The following is a 19,090-nucleotide window of genomic DNA, read 5'->3' on the forward strand; positions in this document are numbered from 1 at the left end:
GCCGTAGCTCAGCGGGCCCGCCGCAGGCCCAGGCCCACGGCCACCAGGACGGCCGCGCCCAGGACGATCGCCGCGTCCAGGGCGATCACCGTGCGCACCCCCGCGTAGAGGTCGGTGCCCGTGGTGGCGAGCACGCCGAGGAGCGGGATGCCGACGGTGAGCCCGGCCTGCTGGGTGGTGGTGACGAGGCCGGTCGCGAGCCCCTGCTCCTCGTTGCGGACGCCCGAGGTGACCGTCAGGCCGTACGAGATGATCGCGCCGAGGTGGAACATCGAGGCGAGGGTGACGGCGACGGTCGCCACGACCGCGCCCGCGTGCTCGCCGACGCCGAGCAGCGCCGCCGTGAGGAGCCTCTGTCCGGCGAGGGCCGAGAAGACGCCCTGGACGCCGAAGACGACGCCGGTGGCGAGGGCCGACAGGCCCAGCGTCTCTGGAGGTACAGGGTCAGCACGAAGACGATCGCCGACATCATCGAGAAGGTGACGAGCCCGCCGAGGTTGCCGAAGGCGACCGTGCGCCGGCGCAGCATCGGCAGCGAGACCGGCGGCGCCGGGTGCCGGGACTCGACTGGGAGAAGCTGGAGCGGCTGGTCTCGCCGGAGGGCCGCCGGGGCGCGATGTACCCGCTGGCGGGCTGAGCCGGCGGCGTACCCGACGACGGGTCGCCGCGGCGCGCCGACCTATGCTCGGTCCATGACACTCAGCAGTGAGCACGGCGACCTCGGCGCCGAGGACCTGAAGATCATCACGCTGGCGCGCAGCGCCCGCGCCCGCAACGGCGTGCCCGAGGGCGCGGCCGTACGCGACGAGACCGGCCGCACCTACGTGGCGGGCACGGTCGAGCTGGAGTCGCTGAAGCTGAGCGCCCTGCAGACGGCCGTGGCGATGGCCGTGGCGAGCGGCGCGCGGTCCCTGGAGGCGGCGGCCGTGGTGTCGGCCGCGGAGGCCGCGTCCGCCGAGGACCGGGCGGCCGTACGGGACCTGGGCGGACCGGAGACGCCGGTGCTGCTCGCGGGGCCGGACGGACAGCTGCGTTCGGCCGTCACCGCGGGCTGAGCGCCGTACACGGGAAGCGCGGGGTCCGGCCACGGCCGGACCCTTGCGCGTTTGTGAAGGATCTCCGCGACTTCTCTTGCCTTCCCCCGCGCTCTGCGCCTCAATAGGCGGCGGAGGGTCCGACGGACCGTCAGATCTCCGTCATTCCACGCAGTGCCCGCACCCCTGCGTTCGTCATCGGAAGGGGTACGAACACGCTATGAGAAGAAGCATTCTGGGGGTGTCCGGGGCACTCGCCGCAGGGCTCGCCGCCGCGTCGCTCGCCTTCGCCCCCACGGCTTCCGCCGCCGTCTCGCCGGGCTCGGCGACGGCCACGTACGACTGCGGCTCCTGGGGCGGCGGCACCGCCACGCTCACCATGACCCACTCGGGGAGCACGGCCCAGGTCTGGATCACCGCCCCCGTCAGTACGCCCATCGCGGTCGGCGCGGACACCATCAGCTCCACGCTGGTCCTGGACAACACCACGGGCGCCGACCGGGTCTTCACCGGCAGGAAGAACCCGGCCATCCCGGCCGGCGGCACCGCGAAGCTGGGCCCGCTGACCGCCACGAACGTGGTGGCCGGCGACTCGCTCAACTCGTACTTCGCGGGCGTCGCCCTCAAGCTGGTGATCTTCGGCATCACAGTGAACTGCGACGCGCTCACCTCGCAGTCGCCGGGGCCGTTCGTCATCAGCTGACCCGCCGTACCACCGACCCATCCCTGACCGGTGCCGCCGAGGGCGGCACCGGTTCCCGTCGTGCCCCGGCATACCCGGGAAGTCGCCATATGCACCGATCTTGACATGATCTGATGGGCCATCAGTCGATGGGTTCCGTCTCCCTTGACTTCTCTTGCCTCCCGCCCGTCAATGGCGCCCACTCGACCCTCAGGAGGGGGCACTCCCTATGGCATTCACCCGAACCCGGGCGGCGGCCCGAAGACGGCGCTGGACCGCCGTCCTCGGCGCCACCGCCCTCGCGTTCGCGGCCGGCGGCGCGCTCGCCGCCCCGGCGACCGCCCTCGGCGCAGGGCAGTCGGTGGACTTCCCCACCCGCTGCGTCCCGCCGCCCATCGCCGGCATCCCGCCCATCGAGGGCACCACCACCGCCGTGATCTCGGTCGACAACGCGACCCCCAAGGTCGGCGACACGGTCCAGGTGACCTACGCGGTCACCAAGCCCGCCGCGTCGAACCCGGTCGACCTCGCGCTCCCGGCCGACATCCTCACCCCGAGCGGCAAGGTCGTCCTCGGCGGCGCGCAGACCGGCACCGTCAGCGTCGCCGGCCCCAAGAAGAACCCGCCGGTCCCCGGCAAGGGCGCCTTCCCCGGCTTCTCGATGACCGGCAGCTTCACGGTCACCAAGGCCGGAGCGATCACCCTCTCGCCCGGCGACTACAACATCCACACCAGCTACCTCATGGAGCTGGACACCCCCTGCACGGTCCTCAACCCGCCCGCGCCCGTCTCCGAGACGGTCCAGGCCGGCGACGACCAGCCCGTGCCCAACGAGCGGACCCTCGCGCTCGGCGCGAACTCCGGCGCGCCCGGCGTCCGGGTCACCGTCACCGGCGCCAAGTTCACCCCGCTCACCGAGGTCACCGTGGCCGCCAGGGCCGGAGCCGCGGAGACAGCCGACCGGATGACCGTCACCACCGACAGCGAGGGCGGCTTCGTCGCCCGGCTCAGGGTGAACGACCCGGCCACCACCGGGATCGTGGCGTACGAGGGCGGCTCCTGGAACGCCGAGAAGGGCGCGGGACCGGTCCCGTACCAGGTCGTCGACGACACCCCGACCCCGCCGAACAGCCAGCGGATCACCGCCTCGGTCAAGGCGGGCCAGCTGTCCATGACCCAGGCCGGTGACGCCGTCGAGCTCTCGGCGGTCGACTTCGGCCAGGGCGGCGCGGCCACCGGAGCCCTCCGGACGGTGACGGTCAAGGACTTCCGCGGCGGCCCCGCGGGCTGGTCCGTGACCGGCAAGGTCACCGACTTCACCGGCCCCGGCGGCGCCGCCATCGGCGCCGACAGGTTGAGCTGGACCCCGGCCTGCGTCGCCAAGGAGGGCAGCCCCAGCGCCTGCACGGCCGGCTCCGCCGGACCCGTCGGCACCGGAGCGACCCTCGCCTCCACGGCGAACGGCACGGTCACCGGCGGCGAGTTCACCGTCGACGCCCAGCTCTCGCTGGACGTCCCGGAGTTCACCGCCCCCGGCGGCTACACGGGCGTGCTCACGCTGACCCTGTCCTGACGGCGACGGGCCGGCCGGGCGCACCCCCGGCCGGCCCCCCGCGTTCACTCCTCCCTACCGCACCCGGGGGTTCCGCACCGTGCGACGCGAGCTGTACGTCCTCCTCCTGAGCGCCGCCCTGCTGCTCCTCGGGGCCCCGGCCGCCCAGGCCGCCGAGAACGGCGAGTGGGCCGTCTACCCGGCCGCCGCCCGCCTCGGCGAACGCCCCTACTACTTCCTCACCGCCGACCCCGGCGCCACCCTCCGTGACGAGGTCACCGTCGCCAACAAGACGGCCGCCCCGCTCACCTTCCGGCTCTACGGCGCCGACGCCTACAACACCGAACGCGACGGCGGCTTCGCCGTCCGCACCCTCAAGGAGGAGCAGACCGGCGCCGGCGCCTGGATCACGCCCGCCCGCACCACCGTCACCGTCCCGCCGCGCTCCGCCGTCACCGTCCCCTTCACCCTCACCGTCCCCGCCGACGCCGACCCCGGCGACCACCCCGGTGCCCTCGTCGCCCTCGACGAGCGGATCACCCCCGGCGGCGGGGGCGCCGTCGCCATGGGCGTCCAGCGGGCCGTCGCCGCCCGCGTCTACCTCAAGGTCAGCGGCCCGGCCGTGCCCGCGCTCGCCGTCGAGGACGTCACCCTGGAGCAGGACCGGCCGCTCGTCCCCGGCACCCGGGACGCCACCACCCTCGTCACGTACACCCTCCACAACCGGGGCAACGTCACCCTCAGCCCCAAGGTGGTCCTCGCCGCCGAAGGGCTCTTCGGCCGGACCCTGCTCGACCGCGAGCTCGACCGGCTGCCGTCCGAGCTGCTGCCCCGGCAGCGGATCCGGCTGACCGAGCGGTGGACCGGCTCGCCGCAGCTCGACCGGGGCGAGGTGACCCTCACCGCCACCGCCGAAGGCGTCCGCGAGAGCGCCGCCGTCTCCTTCCTCGCCCTCCCCTGGCAGGCCGCCGGGGTGCTGCTCCTGGCCGCCGCCGGAGGGCTCGCCGGGTGGCGGATCCGGGGCCGCCGGGCCCGGCGGGGGCACTGATGTACGTGGGTAGGCCGCTCATCGGGGACAATGGCCCCCATGAGCGTGCGCAGTGATGAGACCGATGAGAAGAACACCGCCCCCCACCGGGCGGGCTTCGCCTGCTTCGTCGGGCGCCCCAACGCGGGCAAGTCCACCCTCACCAACGCGCTGGTCGGCCAGAAGGTGGCGATCACCTCCAACCGGCCCCAGACCACCCGGCACACCGTGCGCGGCATCGTGCACCGCCCGGACGCCCAGCTGATCCTGGTCGACACCCCCGGCCTCCACAAGCCGCGCACCCTCCTCGGGGAGCGGCTCAACGACGTCGTCCGCACCACCTGGGCCGAGGTCGACGTGATCGGCTTCTGCCTGCCCGCCGACCAGAAGCTCGGCCCCGGCGACCGCTTCATCGCCAAGGAGCTCGCCGAGATCCGCAAGACCCCCAAGGTCGCCATCGTCACCAAGACCGACCTGGTGGACTCCAAGACCCTCGCCGAGCAGCTGATCGCCATCGACCAGCTCGGCAAGGAGCTCGGCATCGAGTGGGCGGAGATCGTCCCGGTCTCGGCCGTCGGCGACAAGCAGGTGCAGCTCGTCGCCGACCTGCTGATCCCGCTCCTGCCGAAGTCCCCGCCGCTCTACCCGGAGGGCGACCTCACGGACGAGCCGGAGCAGGTCATGGTCGCCGAGCTGATCCGCGAGGCCGCGCTCGAAGGCGTACGGGACGAGCTGCCGCACTCCATCGCGGTCGTCGTCGAGGAGATGATCCCCCGCGAGGGCCGCCCCGCGGACCGGCCGCTGCTCGACATCCACGCCAACGTGTACATCGAGCGCCCCAGCCAGAAGGGCATCATCATCGGCCCCAAGGGCAGCCGCCTGAAGGAGGTCGGGATGAAGTCCCGCAAGCACATCGAGGCGCTGCTCGGGACCCCGGTCTTCCTCGACCTCCACGTGAAGGTCGCGAAGGACTGGCAGCGGGATCCCAAGCAGCTCCGCCGCCTCGGCTTCTAGCCGTTCTCAGGCGCCTTCCTTCAGGACCCGGCTCACCAGGGTCCGCTGGGCGTCCGTCAGGTGCGGGTCGGCGCACCGCACCGTCCGGCCGTCGACGGTGATCTCGTACGAGAAGCCGTCCGGGACGCCCCGGGCGGCAGGGGGGTCCTCCGTGAGGACCGTGGCGGTCAGGGACTCCCACTCGGGTCCCGAGACCTCCACCTCCGCCGACCGCTCGATGCCCGCGAAACCACCGGTGCGCCGCACTCGAATCCGCATGGCCCCTGTCTACCAGCCGGCTCGGTCGGCGGGCACGCCCACGGCCGACCACGCCTTCAGGACGGCCTGGATCTCCGCCCCGTCGCCGTAGCGCGCCCTCGCCGCCGCCACCGTGGCCGCCGCGAACTCGGAGAAACGGGTGTCGGGGGCGAGCGCCCCACTCGTCATGACGTCGTACCAGATCCGCCCGGCCCGCTCCCAGGCGTGGCCGCCGAGCTCGGTCGCCACCAGGTGGAAGGCGCGGTTCGGGATGCCCGAGTTGATGTGCACCCCGCCGTTGTCCCGGCCGGTGCGCACGTAGTCGTCCATGTGGGCGGGCTGCGGGTCCCTGCCGAGGACGTCGTCGTCGTACGCGGTCCCCGGCGCCTTCATCGAGCGCAGCGCGGCGCCCTCCACGTCCGGGTGGAAGAGGCCCTCGCCGATCAGCCAGTCGGCCTGCTCGGCGGTCTGGCCGAGCGTGTACTGCTTCACCAGCGAGCCGAAGACGTCGGAGACGGACTCGTTGAGCGCCCCGGACTGGCCGTAGTACTCCAGGTCGGCCGTGTGCTGTGTGAAGCCGTGCGCCAGCTCGTGCCCGATGACGTCCACCGGCAGGGTGAAGTCGAGGAAGATCTCGCCGTCCCCGTCGCCGAACACCATCTGCTCGCCGTTCCAGAAGGCGTTGCCGTACTTCTCGTCGTAGTGGACGGTCGCGATCAGCGGCAGCCCGGCGCCGTCCATCGAGTCGCGGCCGAAGGCGTCCCGGAAGAGGGCGAAGGTGGCGCCCAGGCCCGCGTAGGCCCGGTTGACGGTGGCGTCGGCCGTCGCCTCCTCGCCCTCGCCGCGGACCTTCACCCCGGGCAGGCGGGTGCGGTGCTCCGCGTCGTGGACGGTCCGGCGGGGGGCCGCGGGCTCCGCCGGCTCGTCGGTCGGGGTGGCCGCGGCGCGGGCCTCGGCGCGGGGGAGGAGCCGGGCGGTGCGGGTCGAGGCGTCGGCGATCAGGGTGCGGCGGGCGGCGGCCGCGACGGAGGGGTTCTCGGACGCCGCCAGGTGCTCCAGGAGGTGGGGCGGCACGATCGCGCAGAAGGGGGAGGTCATACCCGGCAATGTGGCATTGGGTGAGGGAGAAGTCACGACCGGCGACGGGGATTGGCGAAATGGAGTGATGGGTCACCTTTTGGGCTTGACGCTCCGGCCGTCCCGCATACTGGAACAGGACGTCCGACTTCCCCGGACCTCGGCTATGGTGACGCACATCATGCGTTTCGGGCTGCTTCTCCTTAGCTGCCGCGGCGAGGGCCTGTAGTCGTAGGCCGACCCCCTCCCCGCGGGTTCAGGTGTTGCGTTCGACAGTCGGCCGTCCATTCAGCAGGACTTCCGAGGAGCCCTACGCCATGTCCCAGTCTCCCTTCGTCAGCCGGCCCACGCCCGTCACCAACGCGACGCACACGCAGAGGCCGTCCGGGATGCCGATCCACAAGTACGGCCGGTACGAGGCCGTCGAGATCCCCGACCGGACCTGGCCCGAGAAGCGGATCACCAAGGCGCCCCGCTGGCTGTCGACCGACCTGCGCGACGGCAACCAGGCCCTGATCGACCCGATGTCCCCGGCCCGCAAGCGCGAGATGTTCGATCTGCTTGTCCGCCTGGGCTACAAGGAGATCGAGGTCGGCTTCCCGTCCTCCGGCGAGACCGACTTCGCCTTCGTCCGCTCCATCATCGAAGAGGGCGCGATCCCGGACGACGTCACCATCTCCGTCCTGACCCAGGCCCGCGAGGACCTGATCGAGCGGACCGTGGAGTCCCTGATCGGCGCCAAGCGCGCCACCGTCCACCTGTACAACGCCACCGCGCCGACCTTCCGCCGGGTCGTCTTCCGCGGCTCCAAGGGCGACATCAAGCAGATCGCCGTCGACGGCACCCGCCTGGTGATGGAGTACGCCGAGAAGCTGCTGGGCCCCGAGACGACCTTCGGCTACCAGTACAGCCCCGAGATCTTCACCGACACCGAGCTGGACTTCGCCCTGGAGGTCTGCGAGGCCGTCTGCGACGTCTGGCAGCCCGGCCCCGGCCGGGAGATCATCCTCAACCTGCCCGCCACCGTGGAGCGTTCGACCCCCTCCACGCACGCGGACCGCTTCGAGTGGATGTCCCGCAACCTGACCCGCCGCGAGTACGTCTGCCTGTCGGTCCACCCGCACAACGACCGCGGCACGGCCGTGGCGGCGGCCGAGCTGGCCATCATGGCCGGCGCCGACCGCATCGAGGGCTGCCTGTTCGGCCAGGGCGAGCGCACCGGCAACGTCGACCTGGTCACCCTGGGCATGAACCTGTTCAGTCAGGGCGTCGACCCGCAGATCGACTTCTCGCAGATCGACGAGATCCGCCGCACCAGCGAGTACTGCAACCAGATGGAGGTCCACCCGCGCCACCCCTACGCGGGCGACCTGGTCTACACCGCCTTCTCCGGCTCCCACCAGGACGCCATCAAGAAGGGCTTCGACGCCATGGAGGCGGACGCCGCCGCCCAGGGCAAGACCGTCGACGAGATCGAGTGGGCCGTGCCGTACCTGCCGATCGACCCCAAGGACGTCGGCCGCTCCTACGAGGCCGTCATCCGCGTCAACTCGCAGTCCGGCAAGGGCGGCATCGCGTACGTCCTGAAGAACGACCACAAGCTGGACCTGCCCCGCCGGATGCAGATCGAGTTCTCCCGCATCATCCAGGCCAAGACCGACGCCGAGGGCGGCGAGGTCACCCCCACCCAGATCTGGTCCGTCTTCCAGGACGAGTACCTGCCCAACCCGGCCAACCCGTGGGGCCGCATCCAGCTGCGCTCCGGCCAGTCCACCTCCGACACCGACGGCACCGACACCCTGAAGGTCGAGGCGGTCGTCGACGGTGTCGAGACCGTCCTGACCGGCTCCGGCAACGGTCCGATCTCCGCCTTCTTCGAGGCCCTGCAGTCGATCGGCGTGGACGCCCGCCTGCTGGACTACCAGGAGCACACCATGAGCGAGGGCGCCTCCGCGCAGGCCGCCTCGTACATCGAGTGCGCCATCGACGGACGGGTGCTGTGGGGCATCGGCATCGACGCCAACACCACCCGCGCCTCCCTGAAGGCGGTCGTCTCGGCGGTCAACCGCTCGGCCCGCCGACGCTCCCGAGGGTGATCCCGCGCCGCCGGGTCCGGCCACCGGACCCGGCGGCGCGCCCGTCCCGGGCCCGGAACCCCGGTGTCATGTCTCGGCCATCTCCGGTGCGAAGTCCCGACGAGGTGCTGACGCCGCCTCACGGATGTGGCTAACATCACGCCAACGCACCGGCAGTGCAGCCGGGCCGTTGAGGAGGTGCGCGTGCGTTCTGCCAGGAAAACACGTGGTGGGAAGCTGACCGTCTGCGGAATCCGCACCTCCTGGAACACCATCGGCGACGGCGAGTTCTTCTGCGAGGAGTGCGGCGGCGACCGCAACTACCGGCGGCGCACCGGCCGCCGCCGCTTCGCCCTCCTCGGCGTCCCGCTGGTGCCCCGCGGCCGCACCGGCCCCGTCGTGGAGTGCGCCGCCTGCCGCACCCACTTCGGCACCGAGGTCCTTCAGCGGCCGACCACCGGCCGCTTCTCCGCGATGCTGCGGGACGCCGTCCACACCGTCGCCCTCGCCGTGCTCGCGGCCGGCGGCACCGGCTCCCGCGAGGTCCTGGACCGGGCCGTGCACGCCGTCCGGTCCGCCGGCTACGCCGACTGCACGGCCGTCCAGCTCGTCGACCTGGTCGAGGCCCTGGAGGCCGACACCGGACGGTTCATGCCCGAGATCAACCCCGAGGGCGCCCTCCTCGCCATCGAGATCCACGAGGCCGTCGCACCGCTCACCCCGCACCTGGAGCCCGCGGGCCGGGAGACGCTCCTGCTCCAGGCGGCCCGGATCGCGCTCGCCGACGGCGGCTACAGCCCGGCCGAGCAGGAGGTCCTGGGCACCGTCGGCACCGCGCTCGGCCTCCCGCCCGAGGACGTCCTGCGGCTCCTCGCCACCGCCCGGACCGTCTCCTGAACTCAGGGCACGATGTTCTGGTTGAGCCGGAACACGTTGTCGGGGTCGTAGCGGCGCTTCACCTCCCGCAGCCGGTCGTAGTTCTGCCGGTAGTTCACCCGGACCCGGTCCTGGTCGTCGGTGTCCATGAAGTTCACGTACCCGCCCGCCTCGGTGTGCGGGCGCAGCGCCCGGTCGTAGGCGCGGCTCCAGGCCACGTTCGCCTCCGTCCCCGACGGGTCGGTCCAGGTCGCGCCGAAGGCGTGCGAGAGGTCCGCGTCCCGGTAGGCGAAGGCGGTCTCCTCCGGCCCGACCCGGTGGCAGGCCCCGTCGATCGGGAAGAGCGCCGTGTCCGTCTCCATGGTCGGAATGGTCGCCCCGTACTCCGCGTGCACGGCGGCCGCCCCGGCGGACAGGCCGCGGCTGAAGTTCCCCTTCCAGTAGTGGTAGAGCCCCGGGGGCAGATCCTCGTCGAAGAGCGTGTTGATCACCGGGTACGGCAGCCGGTCCATGAAGCGGCCCACCACGGGACCCAGCCCGTCGAGGAGGGGCAGGACCTTGCCGTCCTGGTCGCGGGGGCCGGTGAAGCAGGTGAAGGCGGCGCAGATCGGACGGCCGTGCCAGCGCTCGGGCAGGAACGGCACCTCCGGGCCGAGGGCGAGCACCAGGATGATGTTCAGCTCCTCCGGTGCGGCGGTGGCCGCCTCGTACCAGGCGCGGATCACCGCCTCGTCCAGCGGGTAGCAGGTCAGCCCGCCGAAGACGTCCGTCACCGGGTGCAGCCGGTGCACGAACTCGGTCACCACCCCGAAGTTGCCGCCGCCCCCGCGCAGCGCCCAGTACAGGTCGGAGTGGCGCTCGGCGTCGCAGGAGACGAGGGTGCCGTCGGCGGTGACGACCTCCGCGCCGACCAGGTTGTCGCAGCTCAGGCCGTAGCGGCGGGCGAGGTGCCCCATGCCGCCGCCGAGGGTGAGGCCCGCGACCCCGGTCGTGGAGATCACCCCGCCGGTGGTCGCGAGCCCGAAGGCGTGGGTGGCGTGGTTGAAGTCGCCCCAGGTGGCGCCGCCGCCGGACCGGGCGGTCCTGGCCTCTGGGTCGACCCGTACCTCCCGCATCGGGGAGAGGTCGACCACCAGGCCGTCGTCGACCGTGCCGAAGCCGGCGACCGAGTGGGAGCCGCCGCGCACGGCGAGCGGGAGGTTCCGCTCCCGCGCGTGCCGGACCGCCGCGATCACGTCCCCGGCGTCCACGGCGTGGACGACGACGGCGGGCCGGCGGTCGTGCAGGGCGTTGTAGACCCGCCGGGACTCCTCGTACGAGGGGTCGCCGGGGGTGACGACGGTGCCGCGCACGGCACCGCGGAGCGCGTCCAGGGTGTCCGTCGTTGTGGTCATGCCTCCGGTGTACGCGGGCGGGCGCGGCGGCCGCATCGTCAGGATCGCCCATTCCCGCGGGCCGGCCCGGATGGGCCGTTCAGACCAGGCCGTGCGCGGAGGCGTAGGCGGTGGCGGCGGCGCGGGAGGAGACGCCCAGCTTGGCGAAGACGTTGTTGAGGTGCCGGGCGACGGTGTGCTCGCTGATGACGAGGGTGCGGGCCACGCCCTTGTTCGTCGCGCCCTGGGCGACCAGCCGCAGCACCTCGGCCTCCCGGGCGGTCAGCCCGCCGGGCAGCCGGCGCCGGGACGCCGCCGAAAGGAGTGCGGCGGCCCGGCGGGCGTCGGGCCCGGCGCCGAGCCGCCCGAAGCCGTCCCGGGCGAAGGCCAGTTCGAGCCGGGCGGCCTCCTCGTCGCCGGCGGCCCGGTCCGCCGCCGCGATCAGCATCCGCACCTGCGCCGCCTCGTACGGCACCCGCAGCCGCAGCCACCCGTCGAGCGCCCGCCGCAGCACCGGCAGCGCCTCCTCGGGGCCCGAGGCCAGCGCCACCGCGCCCGCCGCCGTGTCCGCGAAGGCCCGGAGCAGGGGCACCTCGCCGGCCAGGACGTCGAGCTCCGCCGCCGCGTCCGCCGCCTCCCGTACGGCTCCGACGGCGAGCGCGACCTCGGTACGGGCGGCGAGGAGACGGGCCCGGGCCAGCGGGTCCTGCCGACCGTCCTGGCAGGCCAGGGCCAGACGAAGGCCGGCCTCCGCGGCGGCCGCACGGCCCTGCGCGAGCCGGAGCAGAGCGAGCCCCGGCTGCGGGAGCCGGCCCAGCTCGTGGGCGTGGGCGTAGGAGCGGGTGGCCTCGTCGAGCCGGCCCTGCCGGCGCTGCACGTCACCGGCGACGCAGTACGCGGCGGCCGCCGCCTCCAGGCAGTCGACCGGCACCTCCCGGCAGGCCCGCGCGGCCTCCTCCTCTGCGGTCGGCCACTCCCCGAGGAGGTCCAGGACCTCGACCCGGTGGGCCCGGCACACCCCGCGGAAGGGGTTCTCGCCGGTGCCCGTCGTGGCGCACCACTCCATCGCGGTACGGGTCCACTCGGCGGCCCGCCCCAGGTCGGCGGCCTCCATGCACTGGGTGAGGGCCAGGCAGTACAGCCAGCCCGTGGCGAAGCTGCTCAGCTCGCCCGCCTCGGCCGCGCACATCGCCTCGTCGAGGAGCCCGAGCCCTTCCGTGCGGCGGCCCTGGGCGAGCAGGACGGCGCAGGTGGCCTGACGGCTGAGCGCCAGCAGGTCGGGGTCGCCGGAGCGCTCGGCGAGCCGGGTCATCCGCTCGGCCGCGGCCAGCGCGGCGGCCGTGTCGCCGCGGGCGGTGGCCTCCTCGGCGTCGGTCCAGGCGAGGAAGGTCTGCTCGGGACAGGGCGGCAGCCCGTCCAGGTGGTGGCGGGCGCGGTGCAGCCAGCCGGCGGCGACGGCGGGCCGGCCCAGACCCGCGTACTCGTAGTGGAGCCACCAGGCGTCCGTCCCCGCGCCCCGGTGGTCACCGGCCGCCACATGGGCGGCGTGCGCCCGCAGCCGGGCCGTGACGGACTCCTCGACGTGCCCGGACCACCAGGCCGCGTCGGAGAGCGCGCTCAGGTCGTCGGCGGTCAGCGCCTCGTCCGGGTGCCGGTCGCGGGCGTGCAGCAGCGTGTACGCCTCGGCCCAGGCCTCGCGGGCCACCGCGGCCCGGGCCTGCCCGGCGCGGTCGGTCACGGGTGCGGACACGGTCCTCACCCCTTTCGCTCCCTCCAGCGTAGGACCGTACGGCGGGAGGGGGCACCCCATGGGCGCCCCCTCCTCACACGGTGTGCCGCCGTGCGGTCAGTCGATCGCGCCGCTCGCGCGGAGCATGTCCTCGCGCTCGACGATCTTCACGCGCTCGCGGCCCTGCGGCTCGCCCAGCGCCTTCTCGGCGGCGTCGAGCTTGTACCAGCCGTCCCACGTCGTGTACGTGAGGCCCTTCTCCTCCAGGAAGGCGACGACCGCGTCGGTCTCCGGGCTCGCCGGGGTGAGGAGCCGGCCGGCGGCGAAGTCCTCCAGGAGGTTCGCGACGGTCTCGTTGGCGTCGCCCTTGGTGTGGCCGATGAGGCCGACGGGGCCGCGGCGGATCCAGCCGGTGACGTAGGTGGAGGGCATCGGCTCCGTGCCCTCCATCACCCGGCCGCCCTCGTCCGGGACGGTGCCGCTGACGGTGTCCCAGGGCAGCTTGGGCAGCTCGTCGGAGAGGTAGCCGACGGCGCGGTAGACGGCCTGGACGTCCCAGTCGGTGGTGACGCCGGTGCCCTTCACGTTGCCGGTGCCGTCGAGCTCGGTGCGCTCGGTGCGCAGGCCGACGACCTCGCCGTTCTCGCCGAGGATCTCGACGGGGGACTCGAAGAAGTGCAGGAAGAGCTTGTGCGGGCGGTCGCCGACGTCGCGGATCGCCCAGTTCTCCAGGGTCTTGGCGACCATGTCGGTCTGCTTGTTCTTGCGCCGCTCGGCGATCGAGCCCTCGTCGTAGTCGATGTCCTCGGGGTTGACGATGACCTCGATGTTGGGGGAGTGGTCCAGCTCGCGCAGCTCCATGGGGCTGAACTTGGCCTGGGCCGGGCCGCGGCGGCCGAAGACGTGGATCTCCTTGGCCCGGTTGGCCTTGAGGCCGTCGTGGACGTTGGCCGGGATCTCGGTCGGCAGCAGCTCGTCGGCGGTCTTGGCGAGGATGCGGGCGATGTCGAGGGCCACGTTGCCGACGCCGAGGACGGCGACCTTCTCGGCGGACAGGTCCCAGGTGCGCGGGACGTCCGGGTGGCCGTCGTACCAGGAGGCGAAGTCGGCGGCGCCGAGCGAGCCCTTCAGCTCCACGCCGGGGATCCTCAGCTCGCGGTCGGCCATGGCGCCGGTGGAGAAGATCACCGCGTCGTAGAAGGCGCGCAGGTCGTCGAGGTGGACGTCGGTGCCGTAGTCGATGTTGCCGAAGAGGCGGACCTGCGGCTTGTCGAGGACCTGGTGGAGGGCGGTGATGATGCCCTTGATCCGCGGGTGGTCGGGGGCGACGCCGTAGCGGATCAGGCCGAAGGGGGCCGGCATCCGCTCGAAGATGTCGATGGACACGCCCGGCTCGGCGGCGGTGTCGGACTTCAGCAGCGCGTCGGCGGCGTAGATGCCGGCGGGGCCGGCGCCGACGATCGCGACCCGGAGGGGGCGGGGCATGACTGGTTCCCTTCGCATACGGGGTGCGGCGGAGCCGCCGGCACTTAGGCCACCCTAAATAATCATGTGAGCGGAGTGGTACCCGACCCCGGTCTATGCCCCCATAAGGCCGACTTATGACTTCCCAAAGTCTGGGCTTGGGGTCGATGTACCCCTCGGCCCCTCAGCCCCTCGCCAGGACGAGGGCCAGCACGCCGGCCGCGAGGAGGAGGGCGCCCGCCAGGACCCACCACGGCGGGGTCCCGGTCGTGCTCCTCGCGCGCCCGTGCGGGGCGGCGGTCCGGAGGGCGCTGGTCGTGACCAGCTCGGCGCCGTCGGGGGCCGGGGTCTCGGGCAGGGCGGCGGTCACCGCCTCGGCGAAGGCGAGCGCGGCGGCCTCGCTCACCTCGGTGACCCGGTAGATCGTGGGCTCGTTCGCGCCCGAGGCCGTGAGGACGATCGCGACGGACCGCCCCTCGGCGTGGACGAAGGAGATCGCCGCCAGCGGGATGTGGTGCTCCTTGTCCGGGCGGTGCAGGGTGACCGGGCCGCCCGCGAAGTGGAGAACCGATTCTCCACCGCGGAGGACGAGAGAAGGGGTGGCCGTCATCCGTCCGTGTTCCTCCGTCGCCGTCGGTCGGTCCCGGGGCGTCTCCGGGCGACGGGGTGACGCTCCCGCACCGATCGTAGGGGGACCGGTACGCCCCGCACCATCTCCGGCCCCCGCGGCGGGCACGGGCGGGGCCGTTCCGCGCGCCCCCGGCGCGCGCCCCGGCGTACGTCGGAGCGAAAACGAGGGGCGCCGCGGGAACAACTCCGCGGCGGCCCGGTACGGCCGTTCGAGAATCCCCCGGATTTACGGGAGTTCATCGTTTTCCCGCCCGACCCGACGGCCGCGAATCGAATTATCCGCTCGAACATCCCTGCCGGGTGGCGTGCGGGAACGGCGCGAACTCCCTTGGCGCGTCCGACGATTCTACGGATCACGGGTCACCCGGGAGTGGGGAAGCGGGAAATGGATTCAGAAAGGCATACGTTGGTGAAGGAAGACACCAGAGAGAACGATCGCGGGGGAAGCGGGAGCGGCGCACGGAGCGGGAGAAACACGGGAACGGCAGCGGGAACGGCACGGCGACGGCGCGAAGGGAGAGCCCCCACCGCCCGGAATCCGCGCCCGGCACCTGTGACCGGCCCGCCCGCCCCGCCTCGGCTCCCCCGCGAGGGACACCGCACGGCGGACCCGGCCCGGCACGCCACCGGGCTCCTGTCCGCCGGGGAGGAGGGCCGGTCATGCCACTGCCGATCGGGGCGTACGTCGTGGAGATCCGCACCGGGCGGGTCGCGAGAGTGATGGGCCACGAGGGCCCCTACGTCCAGATCCGCCCGCTCGGCGGCGGACGGGAATGGGACGTGACCCCGGAGGAGGTCCGCGAGGCCACCTCCGCGGAGCGCCTCAGCGCCGCCACCGCCCACGCCAACGCCCGCAGCCGCGGCGAGGTCCCCTGAACCCGGCCCCCGCCCCGTACGACCCCTGCCGGCGCACCCACGCCCGCCGCCGGACGCCCCGCGAATCGCCGGACCCGGACCCGGACCCGGACCCGCGGCCCCGTCGGCGCACCCGCGCCCTGCCGTCGGGCACCCCGCGAACCGCCAGGCCCGGCTCAACGGCTCGCCGGCGCACCCGTGCCCGCCGCCGGACGCCCCGCGCCCCGCCAGGCCCGGGTCCACGGCCCGCCCTTGTGCCCGCCCCCCGCCCTTGTGCCCTCCCCCCCGTACCCGTACCCGCCGCCGTGCCCGCACCCCACCCGCACCGCGCCCCGCCGCCGGATCCCCCGCGCCCCGCCGGACCCGGTCCACGCCCCCGCCGGCGGTTCGAGCGGCATCCGGCGGCCGGGGCCGGCCCGGCGTACGGGAGAATGGGTCCATGAGTCTGTTCCGCGACGACGGCATCGTGCTGCGCACCCAGAAGCTGGGTGAAGCGGACCGCATCATCACCCTCCTCACGCGCGGTCACGGCCGCGTGCGCGCCGTGGCGCGCGGCGTGCGCCGCACCAAGTCCAAGTTCGGCGCGCGCCTCGAACCCTTCTCCCACGTGGACGTGCAGTTCTTCGCCCGCGGCAGCGAGCTCGTCGGCCGCGGCCTTCCGCTCTGCACCCAGAGCGAGACCATCGCCCCGTACGGCGGCGGCATCGTCACCGACTACGCCCGCTACACCGCCGGCACCGCGATGCTGGAGACCGCGGAGCGCTTCACCGACCACGAGGGCGAGCCGGCCGTGCAGCAGTACCTGCTGCTCGTCGGCGGGCTGCGGACCCTCGCCCGCGGCGAGCACGCCCCCCACCTCGTCCTGGACGCCTTCCTCCTCCGCTCCCTCGCCGTCAACGGCTACGCCCCCTCCTTCTCGGACTGCGCCAAATGCGGCCTCGAAGGACCGAACCGGTTCTTCTCGGTCGCGGCGGGCGGCGTCATATGCGGCGACTGCCGGGTCCCCGGAAGCGTCGTACCCTCGGCGGAGGCCATCGGCCTGCTCAGCGCGCTGCTCACCGGCGACTGGGCGACGGCGGACGCGTGCGAGCCGCGTCACGTCAGGGAGGGCAGCGGCCTCGTGTCCGCCTATCTGCACTGGCACCTGGAGCGCGGCCTGCGCTCCCTGCGGTACGTCGAGAAAAGCTAGGAGATCCATCGCATGGCCATCGCACGACTCCTCGGGCGCCAGCGCCGGGAGTACAGGACCCCCGAGCCGCACCCGTCCGGCGCCCGCCCGCCGAAGCTCCAGCCGGAGCTCGTGCCGGAGCACGTCGCGATCGTCATGGACGGCAACGGGCGCTGGGCCAAGGAGCGGGGGCTGCCGCGCACCGAGGGCCACAAGGTCGGCGCCGAACAGGTCCTCGACGTCCTCCAGGGCGCCATCGAGATGGGCGTGGGGGCGATCTCGCTGTACGCCTTCTCCACCGAGAACTGGAAGCGCTCGCCCGAGGAGGTGCGCTTCCTGATGAACTTCAACCGCGACTTCATCCGCAAGACCCGCGACCAGCTCGACGAGCTCGGCATCCGGGTGCGCTGGGTGGGCCGCATGCCCAAGCTGTGGAAGTCGGTCGCCAAGGAGCTCCAGGTCGCCCAGGAGCAGACCAAGGACAACACCAGGCTCACGCTGTACTTCTGCATGAACTACGGCGGCCGCGCCGAGCTCACGGACGCGGCGCAGGCGCTCGCGGAGGACGTGAGGGCGGGCCGCCTCGACCCGGCGAAGATCACCGAGAAGACGGTCCAGAAGTACCTCTACTACCCGGACATGCCGGATGTCGACCTCTTCCTGCGGCCCAGCGGCGAGCAGCGCACCTCCAACTACCTGATCTGGCAGAGCGCGTACGCCGAGATGGTCTTCCAGGACGTGCTGTGGCCCGACTTCGACCGCCGCGACCTGTGGCGGGCCTGTGTCGAGTACGCCCAGCGCGACCGCCGCTTCGGCGGCGTCGACCCGGCCGACCTGGCCGTCCTCGACAAGGCGTAGCCACGACACACGCGTGGGCCCGCACCGGAATCCGTCCGGTGCGGGCCCCTCCGCATGTCAGGTCTCAGCTCACTTCGCCGCGCACTCCGCGCAGGTGCCGAAGATCTCGACCGTGTGCGCCACGTTCACAAATGCGTGCTCCGCCGCGACGGCCTCGGCCCACTGCTCCACCATCGGGCCCTCGACCTCGACGGCCTTGCCGCAGGCGCGGCAGACCAGATGGTGGTGGTGGTCGTCGGACGAGCAGCGCCGGTACACGGTCTCGCCGTCGCTGGTGCGCAGCGCGTCCACCTCGCCCGCGTCCGCCAGGGACTGCAGGGTGCGGTAGACGGTGGTCAGGCCGACGGAGTCGCCGCGGTGCTTGAGCATGTCGTGCAGCTCCTGGGCGCTGCGGAACTCGTCCACCTCGCTCAGTGCCGCCGCCACGGCGGCGCGCTGCCTGGTCGAGCGACCGCGTACGGGGGGTCCTGCCGTCACCACGGGGGCCTCCTTGATGTTTCCGTTGCCCCTGCCATTCTGCCAGTACCCCCTGCGCCGGATCAGACCTTCACGTCGTCCGACGGCTTCCGGGTGGCGGGGACGCAGCGGGCGTTGCAGTCCGCCGCGGCCTGCTCGGCGGCCTTGGCCCGGCGCCGGGCGAGCGGGGTGGCGAGCAGGGCCAGGGCGATGAAGACGCCGATCGCGAGCAGGACGATGGTCGCGCCGGGCGGCACGTCCTGGTAGTACGAGGTGATCGTGCCGGACAGGGTGACGCCGGTGCCGATCAGCACGGCCAGGGCGAACGTGGTCCTGAACGACCGGGAGAGCTGCTGGGCCGCCGCGACCGGCACCACCATGAGCGCGCTGACCAGGAGCAGGCCGACGACGCGCATGGCGACCGTGACCGTGACCGCGGCGGTGACCGCGATGAGCAGGTTCAGGGCGCGCACCGGCAGGCCGGTGACCCGGGCGAACTCCTCGTCCTGGCTGACGGCGAAGAGCTGGCGGCGCAGGCCGACCGTCACCAGGAGCACGAACCCGGCCAGGACGCTGATCGTGGTGACGTCCTCGGTGGAGACCGTCGACAGCGAGCCGAAGAGGAACGAGCTGAGGTTGGCGTTGGAGCCGGTCGGCGAGAGGTTGATCAGCAGGACGCCGCCCGCCATGCCGCCGTAGAAGAGCAGCGCGAGCGCGAGGTCGCCGCGGGTCTTGCCGTACGACCGGATCAGCTCCATGGCGACGGAGCCGACGATGGCGACGAGGGTCGCCATCCACACCGGGTTGGTGTTCATGAGGAAGCCGAGGCCGACACCGGTCATGGCGACGTGGCCGATGCCGTCGCCCATGAGCGCCTGCCGGCGCTGGACGAGGTAGACGCCGACGGCGGGGGCGGTGATGCCGACGAGCACGGCCGCGAGGAGCGCCCGCTGCATGAAGGCGGGTTCGAGGAAGTCCATGGT

At 73.0% G+C, this 19,090-nt stretch carries 18 protein-coding genes and 1 pseudogene; 10 read left to right on the plus strand and 9 right to left on the minus strand.

All coding sequences use genetic code 11. The features are described 5' to 3' along the window. Positions 1–8: 8 nt before the first annotated feature. Positions 9–568: pseudogene (locus QK442_RS18830) on the minus strand (MFS transporter); the annotation flags it as partial. 124 nt (positions 569–692) lie between these two features. Here QK442_RS18830 and QK442_RS18835 point away from each other — a divergent pair. The 5 genes from QK442_RS18835 to era all read left to right on the plus strand — a co-directional run bounded on the left by QK442_RS18835 (position 693) and on the right by era (position 5,309). Next, the gene (locus QK442_RS18835) at positions 693–1,055 is read left to right on the plus strand and encodes a cytidine deaminase (RefSeq protein WP_282695124.1); all 363 of its coding nucleotides are present in this window, start codon (positions 693–695) and stop codon (positions 1,053–1,055) included. Positions 1,056–1,254: 199 nt separating this feature from the next. Continuing rightward, positions 1,255–1,737 (plus strand): hypothetical protein, encoded by a 483-nt coding sequence (locus tag QK442_RS18840; RefSeq protein ID WP_282695125.1) that lies wholly within the window; start codon positions 1,255–1,257, stop codon positions 1,735–1,737. Between the two features lie 208 nt (positions 1,738–1,945). Then, positions 1,946–3,289, plus strand: coding sequence for a beta-xylosidase (locus QK442_RS18845; protein WP_282695126.1), 1,344 nt, complete (start codon positions 1,946–1,948; stop codon positions 3,287–3,289). Between the two features lie 79 nt (positions 3,290–3,368). Beyond that, positions 3,369–4,316 (plus strand): DUF916 domain-containing protein, encoded by a 948-nt coding sequence (locus tag QK442_RS18850; RefSeq protein ID WP_282695127.1) that lies wholly within the window; start codon positions 3,369–3,371, stop codon positions 4,314–4,316. A 39-nt stretch (positions 4,317–4,355) separates the two neighbouring features. Next, positions 4,356–5,309, plus strand: a complete 954-nt coding sequence (gene era, locus QK442_RS18855; RefSeq protein ID WP_282695128.1) for a GTPase Era — start codon at positions 4,356–4,358, stop codon at positions 5,307–5,309. 6 nt (positions 5,310–5,315) lie between these two features. On the opposite strand, the gene QK442_RS18860 is transcribed toward era, so the two are convergent. Together QK442_RS18860 and QK442_RS18865 are read right to left on the minus strand one after the other, a co-directional pair. Further along, complete coding sequence (locus QK442_RS18860; RefSeq protein ID WP_282695129.1) at positions 5,316–5,567, minus strand: protealysin inhibitor emfourin; 252 nt, start codon at positions 5,565–5,567, stop codon at positions 5,316–5,318. Positions 5,568–5,576: 9 nt separating this feature from the next. After that, positions 5,577–6,644: a M4 family metallopeptidase gene (locus QK442_RS18865; protein ID WP_282695130.1), complete on the minus strand. Its 1,068-nt coding sequence runs from the start codon at positions 6,642–6,644 to the stop codon at positions 5,577–5,579. A 296-nt stretch (positions 6,645–6,940) separates the two neighbouring features. Here QK442_RS18865 and leuA point away from each other — a divergent pair, with 296 nt between their 5' ends. After that, positions 6,941–8,719 (plus strand): 2-isopropylmalate synthase, encoded by a 1,779-nt coding sequence (gene leuA / locus QK442_RS18870; protein ID WP_282695131.1) that lies wholly within the window; start codon positions 6,941–6,943, stop codon positions 8,717–8,719. Between the two features lie 183 nt (positions 8,720–8,902). Continuing rightward, a complete protein-coding gene (locus QK442_RS18875; RefSeq protein ID WP_282695132.1) occupies positions 8,903–9,595 on the plus strand; it encodes a TerB family tellurite resistance protein in 693 nt (230 codons plus the stop codon). Between the two features lie 2 nt (positions 9,596–9,597). Here QK442_RS18875 and QK442_RS18880 read toward each other — a convergent pair whose 3' ends face one another. The 4 genes from QK442_RS18880 to QK442_RS18895 form a co-directional block, all read right to left on the minus strand. Continuing rightward, positions 9,598–10,968: an FAD-binding oxidoreductase gene (locus QK442_RS18880; RefSeq protein WP_282695133.1), complete on the minus strand. Its 1,371-nt coding sequence runs from the start codon at positions 10,966–10,968 to the stop codon at positions 9,598–9,600. 79 nt (positions 10,969–11,047) lie between these two features. Continuing rightward, positions 11,048–12,697: a helix-turn-helix transcriptional regulator gene (locus tag QK442_RS18885; protein ID WP_282695134.1), complete on the minus strand. Its 1,650-nt coding sequence runs from the start codon at positions 12,695–12,697 to the stop codon at positions 11,048–11,050. Positions 12,698–12,793: 96 nt separating this feature from the next. Beyond that, on the minus strand, positions 12,794–14,161 hold the full coding sequence (locus QK442_RS18890; RefSeq protein WP_282695135.1) for an FAD-dependent oxidoreductase: 1,368 nt from the start codon (positions 14,159–14,161) through the stop codon (positions 12,794–12,796). Between the two features lie 163 nt (positions 14,162–14,324). After that, positions 14,325–14,750: a hypothetical protein gene (locus QK442_RS18895; protein ID WP_282695136.1), complete on the minus strand. Its 426-nt coding sequence runs from the start codon at positions 14,748–14,750 to the stop codon at positions 14,325–14,327. A 680-nt stretch (positions 14,751–15,430) separates the two neighbouring features. Between QK442_RS18895 and QK442_RS18900 the strand changes: the two genes are divergently transcribed. The 3 genes from QK442_RS18900 to QK442_RS18910 all read left to right on the plus strand — a co-directional run bounded on the left by QK442_RS18900 (position 15,431) and on the right by QK442_RS18910 (position 17,651). After that, entirely contained in the window at positions 15,431–15,646 is a 216-nt protein-coding gene (locus QK442_RS18900) for a hypothetical protein (protein ID WP_282695137.1), read from the plus strand. A gap of 418 nt (positions 15,647–16,064) precedes the next feature. Further along, entirely contained in the window at positions 16,065–16,814 is a 750-nt protein-coding gene (gene recO, locus QK442_RS18905; RefSeq protein ID WP_282695138.1) for a DNA repair protein RecO, read from the plus strand. A gap of 12 nt (positions 16,815–16,826) precedes the next feature. Then, positions 16,827–17,651, plus strand: coding sequence for an isoprenyl transferase (locus QK442_RS18910; RefSeq protein WP_282695139.1), 825 nt, complete (start codon positions 16,827–16,829; stop codon positions 17,649–17,651). 69 nt (positions 17,652–17,720) lie between these two features. On the opposite strand, the gene QK442_RS18915 is transcribed toward QK442_RS18910, so the two are convergent. After that, positions 17,721–18,131, minus strand: coding sequence for a Fur family transcriptional regulator (locus QK442_RS18915; RefSeq protein ID WP_282695140.1), 411 nt, complete (start codon positions 18,129–18,131; stop codon positions 17,721–17,723). 59 nt (positions 18,132–18,190) lie between these two features. Continuing rightward, positions 18,191–19,087 carry a metal ABC transporter permease gene (locus tag QK442_RS18920; RefSeq protein ID WP_282695141.1) on the minus strand — a complete coding sequence of 299 codons (897 nt, stop codon included), beginning with the start codon at positions 19,085–19,087 and terminating at the stop codon, positions 18,191–18,193. Positions 19,088–19,090: the final 3 nt, after the last annotated feature.

This window comes from Streptomyces sp. CC208A, assembly GCF_030010625.1.
GTDB lineage: Bacteria > Actinomycetota > Actinomycetes > Streptomycetales > Streptomycetaceae > Streptomyces.